Source organism: Agrobacterium burrii, from assembly GCF_017313405.1.
In the GTDB taxonomy this organism is placed as follows: Bacteria; Pseudomonadota; Alphaproteobacteria; order Rhizobiales; family Rhizobiaceae; genus Agrobacterium; species Agrobacterium burrii.
Window position 1 is genome coordinate 1 of the sequence record NZ_JAFLNA010000015.1, and the last position, 17,132, is coordinate 17,132.

16 protein-coding genes are annotated in these 17,132 nt (G+C 60.6%); 11 read left to right on the forward strand and 5 right to left on the reverse strand.

Annotated features, from left to right (window positions below):
• Positions 1-198: 198 nt before the first annotated feature.
• Both JZX89_RS23030 and JZX89_RS23035 read right to left on the reverse strand, forming a co-directional pair.
• Positions 199-1,476 (reverse strand): D-tagatose-bisphosphate aldolase, class II, non-catalytic subunit, encoded by a 1,278-nt coding sequence (locus JZX89_RS23030; protein WP_207135424.1) that lies wholly within the window; start codon positions 1,474-1,476, stop codon positions 199-201.
• Positions 1,473-2,462: a tagatose kinase gene (locus JZX89_RS23035; RefSeq protein ID WP_207135425.1), complete on the reverse strand. Its 990-nt coding sequence runs from the start codon at positions 2,460-2,462 to the stop codon at positions 1,473-1,475. The genes JZX89_RS23030 and JZX89_RS23035 overlap by 4 nt, the downstream gene beginning before the upstream one ends.
• A 330-nt stretch (positions 2,463-2,792) precedes the next feature.
• On the opposite strand from JZX89_RS23035, the gene JZX89_RS23040 reads away from it, so the two are divergent.
• From JZX89_RS23040 to JZX89_RS23085, 10 genes are all read left to right on the forward strand, one after another.
• On the forward strand, positions 2,793-4,106 hold the full coding sequence (locus JZX89_RS23040; protein ID WP_207135426.1) for an ABC transporter substrate-binding protein: 1,314 nt from the start codon (positions 2,793-2,795) through the stop codon (positions 4,104-4,106).
• A gap of 266 nt (positions 4,107-4,372) precedes the next feature.
• Complete coding sequence (locus JZX89_RS23045) at positions 4,373-5,143, forward strand: L-iditol 2-dehydrogenase (protein WP_207135427.1); 771 nt, start codon at positions 4,373-4,375, stop codon at positions 5,141-5,143.
• Positions 5,144-5,159: 16 nt separating this feature from the next.
• Positions 5,160-6,170, forward strand: a complete 1,011-nt coding sequence (locus JZX89_RS23050) for a zinc-dependent alcohol dehydrogenase family protein (RefSeq protein ID WP_207135428.1) — start codon at positions 5,160-5,162, stop codon at positions 6,168-6,170.
• A 116-nt stretch (positions 6,171-6,286) separates the two neighbouring features.
• Complete coding sequence (locus JZX89_RS23055; RefSeq protein ID WP_207135520.1) at positions 6,287-7,303, forward strand: LacI family DNA-binding transcriptional regulator; 1,017 nt, start codon at positions 6,287-6,289, stop codon at positions 7,301-7,303.
• 262 nt (positions 7,304-7,565) lie between these two features.
• On the forward strand, positions 7,566-8,924 hold the full coding sequence (locus JZX89_RS23060; protein ID WP_207135429.1) for an NAD(P)H-dependent oxidoreductase: 1,359 nt from the start codon (positions 7,566-7,568) through the stop codon (positions 8,922-8,924).
• A 17-nt stretch (positions 8,925-8,941) separates the two neighbouring features.
• Positions 8,942-9,244, forward strand: a complete 303-nt coding sequence (locus tag JZX89_RS23065) for a putative quinol monooxygenase (RefSeq protein WP_207135430.1) — start codon at positions 8,942-8,944, stop codon at positions 9,242-9,244.
• A 12-nt stretch (positions 9,245-9,256) separates the two neighbouring features.
• Positions 9,257-10,159 carry an NAD(P)-dependent oxidoreductase gene (locus JZX89_RS23070; protein WP_207135431.1) on the forward strand — a complete coding sequence of 301 codons (903 nt, stop codon included), beginning with the start codon at positions 9,257-9,259 and terminating at the stop codon, positions 10,157-10,159.
• A gap of 21 nt (positions 10,160-10,180) precedes the next feature.
• Positions 10,181-11,176 (forward strand): DctP family TRAP transporter solute-binding subunit, encoded by a 996-nt coding sequence (locus JZX89_RS23075; protein ID WP_149901473.1) that lies wholly within the window; start codon positions 10,181-10,183, stop codon positions 11,174-11,176.
• A 55-nt stretch (positions 11,177-11,231) separates the two neighbouring features.
• Positions 11,232-11,780 carry a TRAP transporter small permease gene (locus JZX89_RS23080; RefSeq protein WP_207135432.1) on the forward strand — a complete coding sequence of 183 codons (549 nt, stop codon included), beginning with the start codon at positions 11,232-11,234 and terminating at the stop codon, positions 11,778-11,780.
• Positions 11,777-13,057: a TRAP transporter large permease gene (locus JZX89_RS23085; RefSeq protein ID WP_149901471.1), complete on the forward strand. Its 1,281-nt coding sequence runs from the start codon at positions 11,777-11,779 to the stop codon at positions 13,055-13,057. The genes JZX89_RS23080 and JZX89_RS23085 overlap by 4 nt, the downstream gene beginning before the upstream one ends.
• A gap of 24 nt (positions 13,058-13,081) precedes the next feature.
• Here the strand turns inward: JZX89_RS23085 and JZX89_RS23090 are convergent, their stop codons facing one another.
• Both JZX89_RS23090 and JZX89_RS23095 read right to left on the reverse strand, forming a co-directional pair.
• Positions 13,082-13,978, reverse strand: a complete 897-nt coding sequence (locus tag JZX89_RS23090; RefSeq protein ID WP_207135433.1) for a LysR substrate-binding domain-containing protein — start codon at positions 13,976-13,978, stop codon at positions 13,082-13,084.
• Positions 13,979-14,063: 85 nt separating this feature from the next.
• A complete protein-coding gene (locus JZX89_RS23095) occupies positions 14,064-15,260 on the reverse strand; it encodes an MFS transporter (protein ID WP_207135434.1) in 1,197 nt (398 codons plus the stop codon).
• 123 nt (positions 15,261-15,383) lie between these two features.
• Here JZX89_RS23095 and JZX89_RS23100 point away from each other — a divergent pair, with 123 nt between their 5' ends.
• Positions 15,384-16,238 (forward strand): AraC family transcriptional regulator, encoded by an 855-nt coding sequence (locus tag JZX89_RS23100; RefSeq protein ID WP_207135435.1) that lies wholly within the window; start codon positions 15,384-15,386, stop codon positions 16,236-16,238.
• Here the strand turns inward: JZX89_RS23100 and JZX89_RS23105 are convergent.
• Positions 16,235-17,125, reverse strand: coding sequence for a helix-turn-helix domain-containing protein (locus JZX89_RS23105; protein ID WP_149901467.1), 891 nt, complete (start codon positions 17,123-17,125; stop codon positions 16,235-16,237). The two genes, JZX89_RS23100 and JZX89_RS23105, sit on opposite strands and share 4 nt — an antisense overlap.
• Between the last annotated feature and the right edge of the window lie 7 nt (positions 17,126-17,132).

Sequence of the window (17,132 nt, forward strand, 5' to 3'; positions counted from 1 at the left end):
CATCCACACCAGCAATAACAGCACCGATGGCGCAAGCATTACCCGCGCAAGGCCGCTCGTGTTTCGTGTTGCCATTGGTAGTCCTCCCTCACGAATACAGTTATAAGTTTGAGCGGGATTTCAGATGAAACCGCTCGCACTTCCCCCATTTCGCTCCGGCGGCCTCTGCCGCAGGGGCATCCGGATTTATGATTGCCGTCAGTGGCGGCCTTCGCCCGTCGCCGCGTGATAGGTCGCCAGCACCTGATCCACAGCCGCGATCAAAATCTCTTGCGCGTCCTCGCCCGCAACCGTTGCGAGCGGCAATTCGCCGAGATATTGGCGCAGCAGGGTTTCGGGAATAGTCTTCCCATCCAGCGCCTTATGCAAGGCGGAAACGGCTGCAAGCGCTTCCGGGCGTGTCCAGTAATAGCGGATGCGGTCGCTGTAGCTATAGTGGCGCTGCAATCGGAGCGTGATGTCGTCACCATGGTAATGGCCCTGCCAGTCGCCCGGTGCGCTTAACATCAGTTTTTCCATGGTCCGCGCCAGCGGCCGCTCACCATAAGAGCCGACCATTTCGGAGGCGATCATATCAAGGGCGTAAAGCGCTTCCCGGTAAGCGAAGGTCAGGCCCGGTCCCACTTTGAGGATCGGATATCCGTCATGCACGAGGGCGGCGAGCGCGGTCTCCGTCTGGTAATCGGTCGAATGGGCTTCGAAGACCAGTTGCGGTTCGCCGTCCAGCACGGCGCTGAGCGCTGTGGCCGCCTGCGGATCATAAGCGACGACATTGTCGCTGCCGAATTCCACGCCGGGCTGCACGACAAAGGCGATGACCCGTTCGAACGCTTGCGAAAGACCGTGCTGCGCGAATATTTCGCGGTGCAGATCGATGGTGTTGCGCGCCGCCTGCGGCTGCGTTGGTGCGACCGTGTCGAGCACGTGGTCTGCGCCGCCCGGAACAGGCACTTCGGTGCCGAGAATATAAAGCGGCTTGGGCAGGCCGGCCTCAGCGGCGGCCTTTTCGGCGACGGCCGCGAGTTTTGCGGCGCGGTGGGCAATCGTTACGTCGTCCAATGCCGCCGGCTCACCGGCGCAGCCCATCGAGGCATCGAGGTGGATCTTGCGAAAGCCCGAGGTCACATAGGCCTCGACCATGGCGGCGGCTTTTGTCAGCGCTTCCTCGGCCTTCTCCCGGCGCCACGGGTTGGGGCCGAGATGATCGCCGCCGAAAATCAAAAGCGCGCCGGGCAGCCCTTCTTCCGCAGCGATGGCGTTGACGAAGGCGATAAAGTCACGCGGCGTCATGCCGGTATAACCGCCGAGATGATTGACCTGATTGCAGGTCGCCTCGATCAGCACGGCTGTCTTGCTGGCGGCGGCGCGGCGGATCGCGGCGCGCAGCACGACGGGGTGGGCCGAACAGACGGACGTGATGCCCGCGGGTTTGCCGGCGCGACGCGCCGTGGCGAGATTTTCCAGAACGCCGGTCATAGCGTTTCCTCCGACAATTGTGTGGCGATGAAGGCGTCGAGTTCGGCAAGGCTGGCGGCACCCTCCATCGGGCCGCGCCTGATGACGTTGTGGGCGCCTGATGCGTTTGCATAAGCGAGCGCCTGTCGGGGATGCATGCCGAGGCGGCGGCAGGTGAGGTAGGTTGCGCCGAAACAGTCGCCGGCACCGGTCGGGTCGATTTCCTCCACCCTCAGGCCGGGGGCGTCGATGCGCCCATGGGCGCGGCTGAAATGGCTTGCGCCGTTAGCGCCGCGTTTCAGCACGATCTCGCCGATGCCCGACGCGAGCAGCTTTTCGATCGCCGCGTCCTCGTCATCCAGACCCGAGGCGGCCTGGAGCTCTTCGCCGGAGGGCAGCAGGAGGTCCGTGACGCCAAGGAGGTCATCGATCAGCCTGCGGCCTTCGTCGCCCTGCGCCAGTTCCTTGCGAATGTTCGGATCGAAGGAAACCGAACCGCCGCGCGCCTTGATGTTTCTGATCGCCTCGACAATGATCGCGCCAATGCCGGCAATCGCAAAAGCCGATCCCATGACGTGAACGTGGCCCGCCTTTTCGATGAGCGCCTGCGCGTCATCGGTCATCCGCGTTTCGCTGGCCGCCGAATGGGCGATGTTGAAAACGAAATCCCGCGCACCGTTCTCGCGGTAGCGCACGAAAGCGCTGCCGGTGGGGCGGTCCGCTATGGTGGCGATGGCCGAGACATCCACGCCGTCGCGACGCAGCCGCTCGATGTTGAGGCGGCCGAAATCATCGTCGCCCACCGCCGCGATGATGCCGGCGGTCCCGCCGCACCGCGCCACCTGGTCGATGAAGATGGCGGGCGCGCCGCTCGGAAAAGGGCCGATCAGCGTCTGCGGCTCCAGAAAACCGTTGCCCACCGTCGTCGCCATGATCTCCACGAGGATTTCGCCGGCCGTGATGGTCGGGCCTTTCATGTGCGGCGCCAGTGCGGATGCCTGCCTCATCGTCTCCTCCATATGCAGTCGGCTCCCATCCTTCCGACGGGCGAAAATCCCCGGCATTCGGGTCCGTTGTTTTCCGGATATCAGTTAAAAATTTACGCGCGTCAAGATATTAAATGATGAAAAACATGTTGCGTCGCAGCAAGAGAAATCGGCTTGTTAATAATTTTTTTTGACACTATTCACTTTAAAACAAAGGTTTAATGTCTTTTGCGCAAGCGTTGTCACGTCCTCGTTTATTTTTGGATGTTGACAACAAGCGCGATTTTGCGAGATAAAAAATTTACGCATGTATTGTTGTGCGTGGACATCCGTAAAGGAGGAGCGGGTCTCATGAACAAATTCATCGGAATTCTGTCGTCGTCTGTGGTGGGAGCAGGCCTTCTGGCCGGGCTGGCACAGGCGGAAGAAATCAACATCGCCACCGTCAACAATGGCGACATGATCATCATGCAGAAGCTTTCCAGCGCCTGGGAGAAGGAAACTGGAAATAAAATCAACTGGATCGTGCTGGAAGAGAATGTTCTGCGCGAACGGGTCACCACCGATATCGCCACCAATGGCGGCCAGTTCGACGTCATGACCATCGGCGGTTACGAAGCGCCGATCTGGGGCAAGCAGGGCTGGCTGGCCCCGGTCGACGATCTCGGCGACGACTACGATTACGCCGATCTGCTAGACCCGATCAAAAAGGGCCTGACGGTGGACGGCAAGCTTTATGCCGTGCCGTTCTACACCGAAAGCTCGTTCACGCTTTACCGCAAGGACCTGTTCGACGCCGCCGGCCTGAAGATGCCGGACAATCCGAGCTACACCCAGATCAAGGATTTCGCCGCCAAGCTGACCGACAAGTCGAAACAGCAATATGGCATCTGCCTGCGCGGCAAGCCGGGCTGGGGCGAAAACATGGCCTTCCTCGGCACCATGATCAATACCTATGGCGGACGCTGGTTCGACATGGACTGGAAACCGCAGCTGACGAGCGAGCCGTGGAAAAAGGCGATCGCCGATTATGTGGCGCTGATGACCTCTTATGGTCCGCCCGGTGCGGCCGCCAACGGCTTCAACGAGAACCAGACCCTGTTTTCCTCCGGCCGTTGCGCCATGTGGATCGACGCCACCTCGGCGGCGGGCCGCGTCTATGACCCCAAGCAGAGCCAGGTTGCCGACAAGACCGCTTTCACGCGCGCGCCGGTCGAAGCGACGCCGAACGGGTCCAGCTGGTCGTGGTCGTGGAACCTTGCGATCCCGAACAGTACGAAGAAGCTTGAAACCGCCAAGTCCTTCGTCAAATGGGCGACTTCGAAGTCCTATGTAAAGACGGTTGGTGAAAGTGAAGGCTGGGTCGCGGTGCCGCCGGGGACGCGCAAATCCACCTATGACCTGCCGGAATACAAGAAGGCCGCGCCCTTTGCGGATACGGTGCTGAAGGCCATCATGTCCGCCGATCCGTCCAAGCCGACCAAGGATCCGGTGCCCTATACCGGCGTGCAGTTCGTCGCCATACCGGAGTTCCAGTCCATCGGTACGGTTGTCGGCCAGCAGATCGCGGCAGCCCTTTCCGGCCAGCAGACCGTCGATGCGGCGCTGGAAGGCGCGCAGAAACAGGTCGAGCGTGACATGACCCGCGCGGGCTACATCAAGTAGCCGCGTCCTCCCGGCGTGCCGCCCGTTCGCCTCCTGGTGGCGGGCGGCATGGGTGGTTTCACACACCCGCCGCCCTCATTCCTGTGCTTGTCACAGGAAACCAGCCAGCCCAAGTCCTTGGGCTGAAAAGACTCACTCGCCGCGTAGACACGCGTCGGCTGGATTCCTGTGACAAGCACAGGAATGAGGGGGGTGGAAAAATCGCATCTAACAACAAACGCAGGGCCGAATTCATCGACTGCCCGCCATGCATCACGGAGATCGACATGAGATTGAACAACAAGGTCGCGCTGATTACCGGCGCCGCCCGCGGTATCGGCCTTGGTTTTGCACAGGCTTTTGCCGCTGAGGGTGCAAAGGTCATCATCGCCGATATCGATATCGCCCGCGCGACGGCGTCCGCCGCCGCCATTGGCCCCTCGGCAAAGGCGGTGCGGCTGGATGTGACCGACCTCACCGGGATCGATGCGGTGGTGAAGGCGGTGGATGAGGAATTCGGCGGCATCGATATTCTCGTCAACAATGCCGCGATCTTCGATATGGCGCCGATCAACGGCATTACCGAAGAGAGTTATGAGCGGGTGTTCGACATCAATCTCAAGGGGCCGTTGTTCATGATGAAGGCTGTCTCCAATGTGATGATCGCCCGGGCGCGCGGCGGCAAGATCATCAATATGGCAAGCCAGGCCGGACGGCGCGGCGAGGCGCTGGTCACGCTTTATTGCGCCTCCAAGGCGGCGATCATTTCCGCCACGCAGTCGGCGGCGCTGGCGCTGGTCAAGCATGGCATCAATGTCAACGCCATTGCGCCCGGTGTCGTGGATGGTGAGCATTGGGAAGTGGTCGATGCGCATTTCGCCAAATGGGAAGGCCTGAAGCCCGGCGAGAAGAAGGCGGCGGTGGCCAAATCCGTGCCGATCGGCCGTTTCGCCACGCCTGACGACATCAAGGGGCTGGCGGTTTTCCTCGCCTCCGCCGACAGCGATTATATTCTCGCCCAGACATATAATGTCGATGGCGGCAACTGGATGAGCTGAAAAGCCGGAGATGACCATGCATGTCATTCAATTCGTCGAGAAGGGACGCGCCGTTTTGGCGGACCTTCCCGTCGCCGATCTGCCGCCGGGACATGCGCTTGTCCGGGTCAAGGCTTCCGGGCTTTGCCACACCGATATAGACGTGCTGCATGCGCGTTATGGTGACGGTGCGTTTCCCGTTATCCCGGGGCACGAATATGCCGGCGAAGTTGCGGCCGTGGCTTCCGATGTGACAGGCTTCGGGGCCGGCGACCGGGTGGTGGTCGATCCCAATCTGCCCTGCGGCGCCTGCGCCAGTTGCAGGAAGGGGCTGACCAATCTTTGCAGCACGCTGAAGGCCTATGGCGTTTCCCACAATGGCGGCTTTGCGGAATTCAGCGTGGTGCGCGCGGATCACCTGCATGGCATCGGTTCCATGCCCTATCATGTCGCAGCGCTTGCCGAACCGCTCGCCTGCGTCGTCAACGGCATGCAGAGTGCTGGCATTGGCGAGAGTGGGGCCGTGCCTGAAAGCGCACTTGTGTTCGGTGCCGGTCCCATCGGCCTGCTGCTTGCCCTGTCGCTGAAAGCACGCGGCATTGCGACGGTGACGATGGCCGATATCAATGAAAGCAGACTTGCCTTTGCCGAAAGTCTCGGGCTTAAGGTGGCAGTTTCCGGCTCGGAAGCACTGCTTCGGCAAGTAAAATCTTTCGATTTTGTGGCCGATGCGACGGGTATTGCCCCCGTCGCGGAAGCGATGATCCCGCTGGTTGCGGATGGCGGCACCGCGCTGTTCTTCGGTGTCTGCGCGCCGGATGCCCGCATTTCGGTGGCACCCTTCGAAATCTTCCGGCGTCAGCTGAAGCTTGTCGGGTCGCATTCGCTGAACCGCAACATACCGCAGGCGCTTGCCATTCTGGAGACGGATGGTGATGTCATGGCGCGGCTGGTGTCGCATCGGCTGCCGCTTGCGGAGATGCTGCCGTTCTTTACGAAAAAACCGTCCGATCCGGCGACGATGAAAGTGCAATTTGCGGCCGAATGATCTTTTGGCCGTTGATAACCGCGTTCGACCGGCTTTTCGTGCGAAGGCCGGTCGATATAGAGTACCACATGTAATATTTCATGGGGGCAAGCACTTTGGCCAAATCTATCAGGACGATGGAAGAGTTTTCGGAATTCGTCGGCCTTTCCCGCCCGACCGTTTCGAAATACTTCAATGATCCGGCCTCGGTCCGCAAGAAGACGCGCGACGCCATCGAGGAAGCGCTGAAGAAATCGGGCTTTCGGCCCAACATCTTCGCGGTCAACCTCAACCGCCGCCGCTCCAATATCATCGGCATCATCATTCCGAATTCGACCGACCCCTTCTATATGGCGCTGACGAGCCGTATCGAGCTGATCGCCAACGAGGCGGGGTTCCTCGCCTTCGTGCTGTCGTCGGATGGCAAGGCGGAAATCGAAGACCGCGCCATCCGCACCTTCAAGTCGATGAATGTCGCGGGCGCGATCATCGCCCCGCTCGGCGTCAAATCGCACCGCGCCACGCTGGAGCAGCTCGCGGCCAGCATTCCGATCGTTTATGTCGATTCGCCGCTCGATGAGACCTCGGCCTTTGTCGGCACCGATAATCGCCAGAGCGTGGGGCTGATGGTGGATTACCTCTGCCGTTCGGGTGAACCGCCCTGTTTCTTTGACATGCCGCAGGTCAACACCAACGCCGCGACACGCCGCACCGCTTATGTGGAGGCGATGCAGCGTCTCGGTTTAGAACCGCATGTGCTTGAGGTGCCGGATATCGTCACCTGGGATTTCGAGCGTTTCGCTTTTGATGAGGCCGGCCGATTCCTGGACCGGACCGAACTGCTGCCGTCGCGCACTATCCTGTGTTCCAACGACCGTATCGCCTTCGGCGTTATTGCCGCCGCTTTCCAGAAGGGCATCAGGGTCGGCCATGGCGCGGATTACGATCTCAGGGTCGCCGGCCATGACGACCACCCGCTGTCGCGTTACGCCTGTCCGCCGATCACCACGGTGGCGCAGAATTACAACGAGATCGGCAGGCTGTCGATCGAGCTTCTGCTACAGAAGATGAACGAGGAGGCGGATGACGCCGCCACCCGGATGCGGGAGCGCATCCTCCTCAGCGCCGATCTGATGCTGCGCAAATCGGCCTGATGATCTGTTAGAAAAATTAAACGAAAAATCTGATTTTCTAAATAGAACTAATATTTGAACGCTCCTACTCTGTTCTCAAGGTTGCTTTGGGAGGCGACCGCGAGAGCCGGCGCAAAGGCGTGCCGGGATCCGGGAGGAACGCAGAAACGTCATGTCGCCGGTGCCGCGAGGGTTGACCCTTCGCAGCCTCGGTATCGCATGGCCTTCGCCGGGCAGACTGGACACTCTCGCCAGCAATTTCCCCAGCGAAGGATGTCAAAACATGAATCTCTATTCTCTTCTGTCAGCGCGTGCAGCCGGCGGCAAACCTGTCCGGGTTGGTCTCATCGGTGCCGGCAAGTTCGGCTCCATGGTGCTGGCGCAGGCGCAGCGCATCGCCGGTTTCCATATGGTCGCCGTTGCCGATCTCAATGTCGGCAAGGCCCGCGAATCGCTGGAACGCGTCGGCTGGCCGAAGGAGCGTTATGATGCGACGAGCTGCGCCGACGCGCTGAAAAGCGGCAAGACCTATGTTACCGATGATGTGAACGAGCTTTTCGCCTGCGGCGAAATCGAATGCGTCATCGAGGCGACCGGCCACCCGCTGGCCGGTGCGCGCCATGCGCTCGGCGCCATCGAACACAACAAACATGTCGTCATGGTCAATGTGGAAGCCGACGTCATGGTCGGGCCGATCCTGGCTGAAAAGGCGCGGGCCAAGGGCCTGATCTATTCCATGGCCTATGGCGACCAGCCGGCGCTGATCTGCGAGCTGGTGGACTGGGCGCGGGCTTCCGGTTTCGAGGTGGTCTCCGCCGGCAAGGGCATGAATTTCGAGCCGCGTTATCGTTATTCGACACCGGACACGGTCTGGAGCTATTTTGGCTGGACGGACGAGGAAGTGGCCAAGGGCGACTTCAATCCGAAAATGTACAATTCCTTCACCGACGGCACCAAGGCGGCCATCGAAATGGCGGCGGTCGCCAACGGCACGGGTCTGGATTGCCCGGATGACGGCCTGGCCTTCCCGCCCGCCGGCCTGCACGATCTGGCACGCGTCTTCCGCCCCGCAGCCGATGGCGGCCGCATGGCGCGTTCCGGCCTCGTGGACATCGCCGCGAGCCAGGAGCCTGACGGACGCGAGGTGTTCAACAACATCCGTTACGGCGTTTTCGTCACCTTCAAGGCGCATAATGAATATGCCCGCGCCTGCTTCAAGCAATATGGCCTGCTGACCGATCCGTCCGGCTGGTACGCCTCCATGTGGCGTCCGTTCCACATCATTGGTCTGGAAACCTCGATCAGCGTGTTGTCCGCCGTGCTGCGTAACGAAGCCACCGGTTGCTCCAAGGAGTTCCGCGGCGATGCCGTGGCCACGGCGAAGAAGGATATGCAGCCTGGCGAAATGCTTGATGGGGAGGGCGGTTACGCGGTCTGGGCCAACGCCATTCCGGCCACCCGCAGCCTCGATATCAAGGCGCTGCCGATCGGCCTTGCCCATAATGTCAAGCTAAAGCGCGCCATCAAGAAGGACCAGATCGTCAGCTTCGACGATGTGGAACTGGTGAACGATCTTGATGTGGTGAAGCTCCGTCAGGACATGGAAAACAACTTCCGCCCGCAAAAAGACGCTGCGGCGTAATGGGCGGAGAAACCGAAATGTCGAACGGTGCTTTTGTGGTGATCGCGGAATTTCGGGTGAAGCCCGGTTCGATGGACGCCTTTCTCGCCGCCGCGCGCGATGACGCCACCCATTCGGTTCAGGACGAACCGGGTTGCCGGCAATTCGACGTGGTGCGGCCGGAAACGGGAAACAATGTGGTGTTCTATGAGGTCTATGACAGCCGTCATGCTTTTGACGACCATCTGAAAACACCGCATCTCGACCGGTTCCGCGAGGCGTTTCCCGCACTTATCGAAGAAGAACTGCCTGTACGCTTTTTAAACCGGCAATGGCTCTGAAAGATGGAAACGATGGCTGACATTCGCCAGATCGCCGTTATCGGAACGGGTATCATGGGCGCCCCCATGGCGGGGCGTCTGGCGGAGGCCGGGTTTTCCGTCAAGGCCTGGAACCGCAGCGCTGAAAAAGCTGCGGTTCTGGCGGCAAAGGGCGTGCAGCCGGCGGCCACGGCTTCCGAAGCTGCGGCCGAAGCCGATGTCGTCATCTGCATGCTGAGTTCCGGGCCGGTCTGCGACGAGGTTCTGCTCGGTGCCTCGGGTGTCGTTTCCGTCATGAAGCCCGGTGCTATTCTGCTGGTGATGAGTTCCATCCCGGTCGACAGCGCACGGGAACAGGCAGAGGCGGCAAAAGCTCATGGCGTCGCTTATGTCGACGCACCGGTTTCCGGCGGTGAAAAAGGGGCGATTGAAGGAACGCTCGCCATCATGGCCGGCGGAGAGCAGCGGGATGTGGACGCCTTGCGGCCACTCCTCAATTGCCTTGGCCGCGTCACCCATGTTGGGCCGGTGGGCTGCGGCTCATTGGCCAAGCTTGCCAACCAGCTGATCGTCGCCTCGACAATCTGCGCCGTTGCCGAAGCTTTGACGCTGGTTGAAGCAGGGGGAGCCGACCCGGCGCAGGTGCGGCAGGCTCTGCTTGGCGGTTTTGCCGATTCCACCGTTTTCCGCCAGCACGGCAAACGCATGGTGGAGGGCGATTTCCGCCCCGGCGGGCCGGCGAAATATCAGGTGAAGGATACGTCCACGGCGCTGGCTTTCGCCAAAAGCCGTGGCCTGAAGTTACCGGTCGGCGAGGAGGTTGACCGGCTGTTCCGCTCCATGGTCGAGCATGGTGCGGGCGAGCTTGATCACAGCGGCGTGATCCTTGAAATTAAACGCATAAACGCGTTCGGAGGAACGCGCGAAACAGTCTAGAGACAACAAAGGGAGGAACACATGAAAATTTCAAAACTTTACGGGCTGGCTCTCGCCGCCACCATGCTGGTCGCATCGATTGCTCAGGCGGAAACGCTGACACTTTCGACGCCGGATCCGGACAATTCCGAAATTACGCTGGCCGCCAACAAGTTCGCGGAGCTGGTGTCGGCAAAAACGAATGGCGAAGTCACCGTCAAGGTCTTCCCGAACGGTTCGCTGTATGGCGGCGATCCATCGGGCGCCGTCAAACAGCTGGCGGGCGGATCGCTCGACATGCTGCTTTTGGCGACATCGCTTTATGCGAATTTCGACCCGCGTTTTTCGGCGATTTCCATTCCCTATCTTTTTGACGATGAAGAACAGCTTCGCACCTATCTGGAAGGTGAGCAGGGCAAGGAGCTGATTGCCGGGCTGGAAAAGATCGGCATCAAGGCGGTGGATCTGTGGCCGCGCCCCTTCCGCCAGATGACCAATTCCAAGCGCCCGATAACCTCGCCGGATGATCTCAAGGGTTTGAAGTTCCGCGTTCCCAACAATCCGCTCTGGGTGGAATTCTTCAAGAAGATGGGCGCCGCACCAACGCCGCTCGCCTTTGCCGAGGTCTATAATGCCCTGCAGCTGAAAGTCGTCGACGGGCAGGAAAACCCGATCAACGTGCCGCTGTCGGCAAAATTCTACGAGGTGCAGAAATACGTCTCGATCACCAACCACATGGGTGACGGCTGGGTGCTGGGCATCAGCCCCGCCAAGTTCAATGCGCTCAGCGATGCGCACAAGGCAGCCGTCGAGGAGGCGGCCAAGGAAGCGGAAGTGTGGAAGGTGCAAAACGACGCCTCGAGCGCGGAAACGACGATCGCCGAACTGCAAAAACACGGCATGGAGGTCAATCGCCTGACGCCAGAGCAGCAGAAGGCGTTCGTGGAAGTCTCAAAGGGCCTCTATCCCGTCTTTGCCGGGCTGGTGAAGGATCAGGCTTTCTTTGACAAGACCATTGCCGCCGTCGGCAAGAAATAAGGCAATCAGGTCTTCCGGGCCGGCGCGCAGCCGGTCCGGTCGGGAGGACAGATTTATGGACGAAACGTCATCATTTTTCGGCAGGGTCATCAGATTGGCGACCGACGTGCTGGCCGGTCTGGCCGCCATCGGGGTTCTGGCCGTCGTGCTTTTGCAGGTATCGACCCGTATGTGGGGAACCCCGGTTTCCTGGACCGAGGAAGCGACACGATATCTTTTCATATGGATGGTGTTCCTGGGTGTGGCGGGCAGCTTCCGCACCGCCGACATGGCGCGGGTAACGGTGTTCATTGCTCTGATGCCGGCCTTCGTGCGGCGTCTCGCGCTGCCCATCTACGTTCTGTCGTCGGTCGTCTTTTTCGGCCTGATGATCTGGACGGGCTGGACGCTGGTGCGCCAGCAATATGTGATGAATGAAGCTGCCGCGACGCTTGCCACGCCGATGTGGATGATCGGCGTCATCATTCCGCTCAGCGCCGCTCTCGGCATTGCCGCCATCGTGGAATCCCTGCGCCAGTATCGCGACCGCATCGAGCTGCCGGAAGGCCCGCAGCCTCTGGCCGATGCCGATCTGGTCGCTGGAAATATGGAGAAACGGCCATGAGCCTGACGCTGCTTGGACTTTTCCTTCTCATGAGCGCCTTCGGCGTTCCGCTTGCCGTCGCACTCGGACTGGCCAGCGTCGCCTCCATCGCGCTTTATACGTCGATGCCGATGGACCTTCTGGCGCAAACCATGTTTTCGGGCATGAACTCCTTCCTTCTGGTCGCGGTGCCGCTTTTCATTCTTGTCGGTGTTCTGATGGAACGGGGCAAGGTCGCCGAACGGCTGTTTGACTTTGCCGAGGCGATTGTCGGCTGGCTTCCCGGCGGTCTCGGCCACGTCAATGTCGCCTCGTCGGTGATTTTCGGCGGTGTCTCCGGTTCGTCCGTTGCCGATATCGCCTCGATCGGCGCTATCGAGATCAAGGCCATGGAGCGTCACGGTTTTCCGAAGGGATATGCCGTGGGGCTGACGCTCTGCACCTCCACGCTTTCCTCGATCATCCCGCCGTCGATCCTCATCGTCATCGCCGGCTCGGTCGCGAACGCCTCCATCGGAACCCTGCTCGTGGCAGGGCTGGTGCCGGGATTGTTCCTCGCATTCGTCTTCATGGTCTACAATCACATCTATGCGGTGCGTAACGGCTTTAATCCGCCCACGCCGTTCAACGTCCGGCGTGTGGTGACGACCGGCCTTGCGGCCATCCTGCCGATGCTGACGCCGGTGATCCTGCTGATCGGTATTGTCGATGGTTATTTCACGCCGACGGAAGCGGCCGGCATTGCCGTTGTCTACACGCTGTTTCTGGCCGTCATACTTTACCGCACGATCCCGTTTTCGGCGCTGCTCGGCATCTTCATGGAGACGGCGCGGACATCCGGCTCGATCCTGTTCATCGCAGCGACGGCGAAACTGGCGGCCTGGGTTTTCACCTTTGACGGCCTGCCGGCGCAGGTTGCGGTTTTCCTTGGCCATATCAGCACCGGGCCGACCATGGCGATGGTTCTGATCTTCCTGTTCCTCATCGTCGTCGGCATGTTCATGGATGCGATTGCCGCCATGTTCATTCTGATCCCGGTGCTTATGCCGCCGGCCGTCTCGCTTGGGGTCGATCCGATCCACTTCCTGATCGTCATGGTCATCACCCTGACGCTTGGGCTCGTCACGCCTCCGGTCGGTGTATGCCTGTTTGCGGTGGCGCAGGTGGCGAAAATGTCGATCGAGGATGTGATCAAGGGCTCGCTTGCGCCGATGTCCATCCTTGTCGCCGCAATCCTCGCCCTCGTGCTGTTCCCGGATCTGACACTCGCGCCGATCCGACTGATGGGTCTTTACTGACGCGGAGCCGGACTGCCTGAAACATCAGACAACGCGACGGGTTTGCCACTCGTCGCGTTGTTTTCGCATCCACTCCAGAAACAGCGTCACTTTTCTCTGCCGCAGATGGGAATGCGGGCAAACGATCCATTGCGTCACGAGCTTGATACGCGGCGCGTCCGTCACGGCCGGGACCAGCATTTTGTCCTGCAGCTCCCGCTCCATCATCAAGGTGCTTTCCAGCGCCACGCCGATGCCGAGCACGGCGGCATCGATGGCCATATGGCTGCGGTCGAACAGGACACGTCGCCAGCGCTTTTCGGCTGTCACGCCCGCCAGCGGAAACCAGTGGTTCCATTGCGCCTGCGCCTTGACCGAGTGGATCAGCCGCTGGTTCTGCAAGTCTTCTGGCAGAAATTTGCCCGCACCCGGATGGTTTGGTGAGCAGACCGGCAGGAATTCTTCTTCCACCAGCCCTTCCACGAAGAGGCCCGGCCAGCGGCCATCGCCATGGCGAAGCTCGATATCGACGAGTTCCTGCGAAAAATCGGTCGGTTCATTGGTGCCGTCGAGGCGCACTTCCAGTTCGGGATGCTCCTCCAGAAAAGAGCCGAGGCGCGGCAGCAGCCATTTGTTGGAAATGGTGGGCGTCGCCCGGATCGTCAGCGTCGTGACCGAACGGAAGCCGCGAATGCTGTCGGTGGCGTCTGATATCTGCTCGATCTGGGCGGTGATCATCGAGAAATAACGCTCGCCGGCTTCCGTCAGCGTCACCTTGCGGCCCGCCCGCGCCATCAGGGTCGTACCAAGCTGGCCTTCCAGCAACTGGATCTGCTGGGAAACGGCCGAAGGCGTCACGCTCAACTCTTCCGCCGCCCGCGAAATGCTGCCCGCCCTTGCCGCGGCGTGGAAAACGAGGATCGATTTTATAGGGATTTGCATGGATAGGGCTTTGCTCAACGGATTACGGCGGTCACCTGAGTATCACAGGTGACCGCCGTGTTGAAAAGCGTTGAACGCGAAGCTCTTAGCGGTGGCTTGGCAGTTTGGGCAAAAGCACCGTCAACAGGCCGAGCAGCGGCATGTAGGAGCAGATGCGGTAGACGAATTCGATGCCTTCCTTATCCGCATAGACGCCGAGAACCGCAGCCCCGATGCCGCCGAAACCGAAGGCGAAACCGAAGAACATGCCGGCGATGAGACCCACACGACCCGGCACCAGCTCCTGCGCGAAGACGACGATGGCCGAGAAGGCGGAGGAGAACACGAAGCCGATGACGACGACGAGAATGGCCGTCCAGAACAGGTTCGCATAGGGCAGCATCAGCGCGAAGGGAATGACGCCGAGGATCGAGAACCAGATGACGACGCGTGAACCGAACCGGTCACCGATCGGGCCGCCGAAGAACACGCCCAAGGCCGAAGCGCCGAGGAAGAGGAACAGCAGAACCTGCGCATCCTGTACGCCAAGGCCGAACTTCTCAATCGTGTAGAAGGTGAAGTAGCTGGAAAGGCTGGCGAGATAGGCGTTTTTGGTCGCGGTCAGAACCACCAGCACGGCCAGCGTCATCATCACGGTGCCGCGTGCGAGCGGCAGGGTGCGGCTGGCCGGGGCCTTGCCGACATTCGCGCGCCGGTGGCGGGTGTACCAGACGCCGACCCAGGACAATACGCCAAAACCAACAAGCGCAATCACTGAAAACCAGCTGAGGCTGGACTGGCCGAGCGGGATGACGATGAAGGCGGCCAGCAGCGGGCCGATGGCCGTGCCGGTATTGCCGCCGACCTGGAAGAAGGATTGCGCCAGACCATGACGGCCGCCGGATGCCAGACGGGCAACGCGGGAGGCCTCCGGATGGAAGATGGCCGAGCCGATACCGATGAGGCAGGCGCCAATCACCAGAACTTCGAAACTATGGGCGAAGGCGAGCGTGATGAGGCCGGCGCAGGTGGAGAGCATGGCGACCGGCAGGGAGAACGGCATGGGCCAGCGATCGGTCACCATGCCGACGACCGGTTGCAGCAGCGAGGCGGTGACCTGAAAAGCGAAGGTGAGCAGGCCGATCTGCATGAAATCGAGCGCGTAATTGGCTTTCAGCAATGGATAAAGCGACGTCAGCAGCGATTGCATGATGTCGTTCAGCATGTGGCAGAAGCTGGCGGCTGCGATGATCGAAAACGCCGTGCGTTGCGGGTTAAACCCGGCGCTGGTGACGGTGGCCATGATGTAGTCCTCTTGGGTTCCCGGCGGAAGACGGGAATCATGTCTTTATTTCCTCCCGCTTTTATTCATATTGTTTCTGGCCTGCATTTGTGTTCTGGACGATTTTCTTTGTGAGTGGGCCAAATGGCAAAAATCAAATCGCGGCAGCCGCTGGGTGTGAGCCTGGAGGAGCATGAGCGCAGCCTGAAATTGATCGACGGCACCAATGAACCGGTGCTGGCGCTTCACCGCGTTTATCCCACGGGACACCGGACGCCGCCGCACAGCCATAGCCGGGTGCAGATATGGTGCGCGCGTCAGGGTGTCGTGCTGGTCAGCACCGCGGATGGGCGCTGGATGATACCGCCCGGCCACGGGCTGCTCATTCCCGCCGGGCTGCAACATGAGGCCGAGATCATCTCCACGGTGGAGATGCACTCGATCTACGTCCATCCCGATCTGTTCCAGGCAGAGGCTCCACGGGTCGTTGAAATAACCGATCTCGCCTCCAGCCTGATCTCGGAGCTGCTGGGCGAAGAACACCAGCCAGCCGCTTTTCACAGGCAGGGTCTGGTGCGGGCGCTTTTGCTTGATGAGGTCAATCGCTTGCCTGAACGGCCGCTCGGATTGCCATTTCCCGACAACCAGCGGCTGGCCACCCTCTGCCGCGATTTCCTGAAAAAGCCCGTGGCGCGGGTGGAGATCGATGACTGGGCGGCGGCCATGGGCATCAGCCGGCGCTCGTTTACCCGGCTGTTTCGCAAAGAGCTGGGAGTGAGCTTCGTCACATGGCGACAGCAGGCCTGCATTTTCGCCTCATTGCCCCGGCTTGCGGCGGGAGAGGCCGTAACCAATGTCGCGCTCGATGCCGGCTATGAAAACATACCCGCCTTCACCACCATGTTCCGGCGGATGCTGGGCAGTTCGCCCCGGGCCTATCGTCAGGCGGCGCGGCAGCGTAGTGCTGCGTTCTCCGATCGGGAAGTCTTGGACGATTAAGCCGCCGTGGCGCGCATGTCGCGGCGGAAATCGGAAGGCGACATGCCGGCAATCTGGCGGAACGCCTTGTTGAAGGCGCTGACGGAGCCGAAGCCGCTTTCCATGGCGATCTGCAATATATTGTCCTTGCCGGTCATCAGCATCGCCTGCGCGCGGGAAAGCCTGAGCAGTGTCAGATATTTGATCAGCGTCATGCCGGTGGATTTGCGAAACAGGTTCATCGCATATTTCGGATGCAGCGAGGCGGCGCGGGCGATCTCGGTCGCGTCGATGTCGTCGAGAAAATTGGCGGCGATGAAATCGCACATGCGCACCACGCCGATGGAGGGCGCCATGCCTTCGTCATCGCTCTCCCGTTTGCCATTCACGGCGGCAGAGATGATGGAATAGGGCTCAAGGAACATGCGCTCGACCCTGAGCAACAATTCCTCCACGGCGTGCTGGGCTTTGGCCGGATCGCCCGAGGTGACGTAGCGGAACCAGCGGCCGAAATTTTCCGCGTCGGCCCGGTCCGTCTCACCGCTCACCATCGTCGCACCACCCATCAACAGGCCGGAGACGGCGGCGGGCAGGCGCATGCGGAAAAAATGCACCAGCGGCAGGTGCGCGCCGGTATAAAAGGAATCGTCGGAAGAGCGATCCATCTGGTGCGGTTGTCCGCCCCAGAAGATGCACATCTGCCCGGCATTGAGCGTCAGGTCATGATCGCCCATGCGGTAATGCACCGATCCCGACATCACGTAATTCACCTCTACCTGCGCGTGCCAGTGGGGCCGGAGCATGATGGGCGGATGATTGTGAAAAAGCTGCAGCGTCGTCGGCATGCCTTCGATGCTGCTTGCACCCGGCTGATAGAAGGCTCTTTCGGCAATCTTACTTTCCGCCAAATCGATG

What these genes read in the sequence shown, in the direction of transcription:
- JZX89_RS23030 (WP_207135424.1), bottom strand. Translation starts at nt 1,476, where the DNA reads ATGACCGGCGTTCTGGAAAATCTCGCCACGGCGCGTCGCGCCGGCAAA.
- JZX89_RS23035 (WP_207135425.1), bottom strand. Translation starts at nt 2,462, where the DNA reads ATGAGGCAGGCATCCGCACTGGCGCCGCACATGAAAGGCCCGACCATC.
- JZX89_RS23040 (WP_207135426.1), top strand. Translation starts at nt 2,793, where the DNA reads ATGAACAAATTCATCGGAATTCTGTCGTCGTCTGTGGTGGGAGCAGGC.
- JZX89_RS23045 (WP_207135427.1), top strand. Translation starts at nt 4,373, where the DNA reads ATGAGATTGAACAACAAGGTCGCGCTGATTACCGGCGCCGCCCGCGGT.
- JZX89_RS23050 (WP_207135428.1), top strand. Translation starts at nt 5,160, where the DNA reads ATGCATGTCATTCAATTCGTCGAGAAGGGACGCGCCGTTTTGGCGGAC.
- JZX89_RS23055 (WP_207135520.1), top strand. Translation starts at nt 6,287, where the DNA reads ATGGAAGAGTTTTCGGAATTCGTCGGCCTTTCCCGCCCGACCGTTTCG.
- JZX89_RS23060 (WP_207135429.1), top strand. Translation starts at nt 7,566, where the DNA reads ATGAATCTCTATTCTCTTCTGTCAGCGCGTGCAGCCGGCGGCAAACCT.
- JZX89_RS23065 (WP_207135430.1), top strand. Translation starts at nt 8,942, where the DNA reads ATGTCGAACGGTGCTTTTGTGGTGATCGCGGAATTTCGGGTGAAGCCC.
- JZX89_RS23070 (WP_207135431.1), top strand. Translation starts at nt 9,257, where the DNA reads ATGGCTGACATTCGCCAGATCGCCGTTATCGGAACGGGTATCATGGGC.
- JZX89_RS23075 (WP_149901473.1), top strand. Translation starts at nt 10,181, where the DNA reads ATGAAAATTTCAAAACTTTACGGGCTGGCTCTCGCCGCCACCATGCTG.
- JZX89_RS23080 (WP_207135432.1), top strand. Translation starts at nt 11,232, where the DNA reads ATGGACGAAACGTCATCATTTTTCGGCAGGGTCATCAGATTGGCGACC.
- JZX89_RS23085 (WP_149901471.1), top strand. Translation starts at nt 11,777, where the DNA reads ATGAGCCTGACGCTGCTTGGACTTTTCCTTCTCATGAGCGCCTTCGGC.
- JZX89_RS23090 (WP_207135433.1), bottom strand. Translation starts at nt 13,978, where the DNA reads ATGCAAATCCCTATAAAATCGATCCTCGTTTTCCACGCCGCGGCAAGG.
- JZX89_RS23095 (WP_207135434.1), bottom strand. Translation starts at nt 15,260, where the DNA reads ATGGCCACCGTCACCAGCGCCGGGTTTAACCCGCAACGCACGGCGTTT.
- JZX89_RS23100 (WP_207135435.1), top strand. Translation starts at nt 15,384, where the DNA reads ATGGCAAAAATCAAATCGCGGCAGCCGCTGGGTGTGAGCCTGGAGGAG.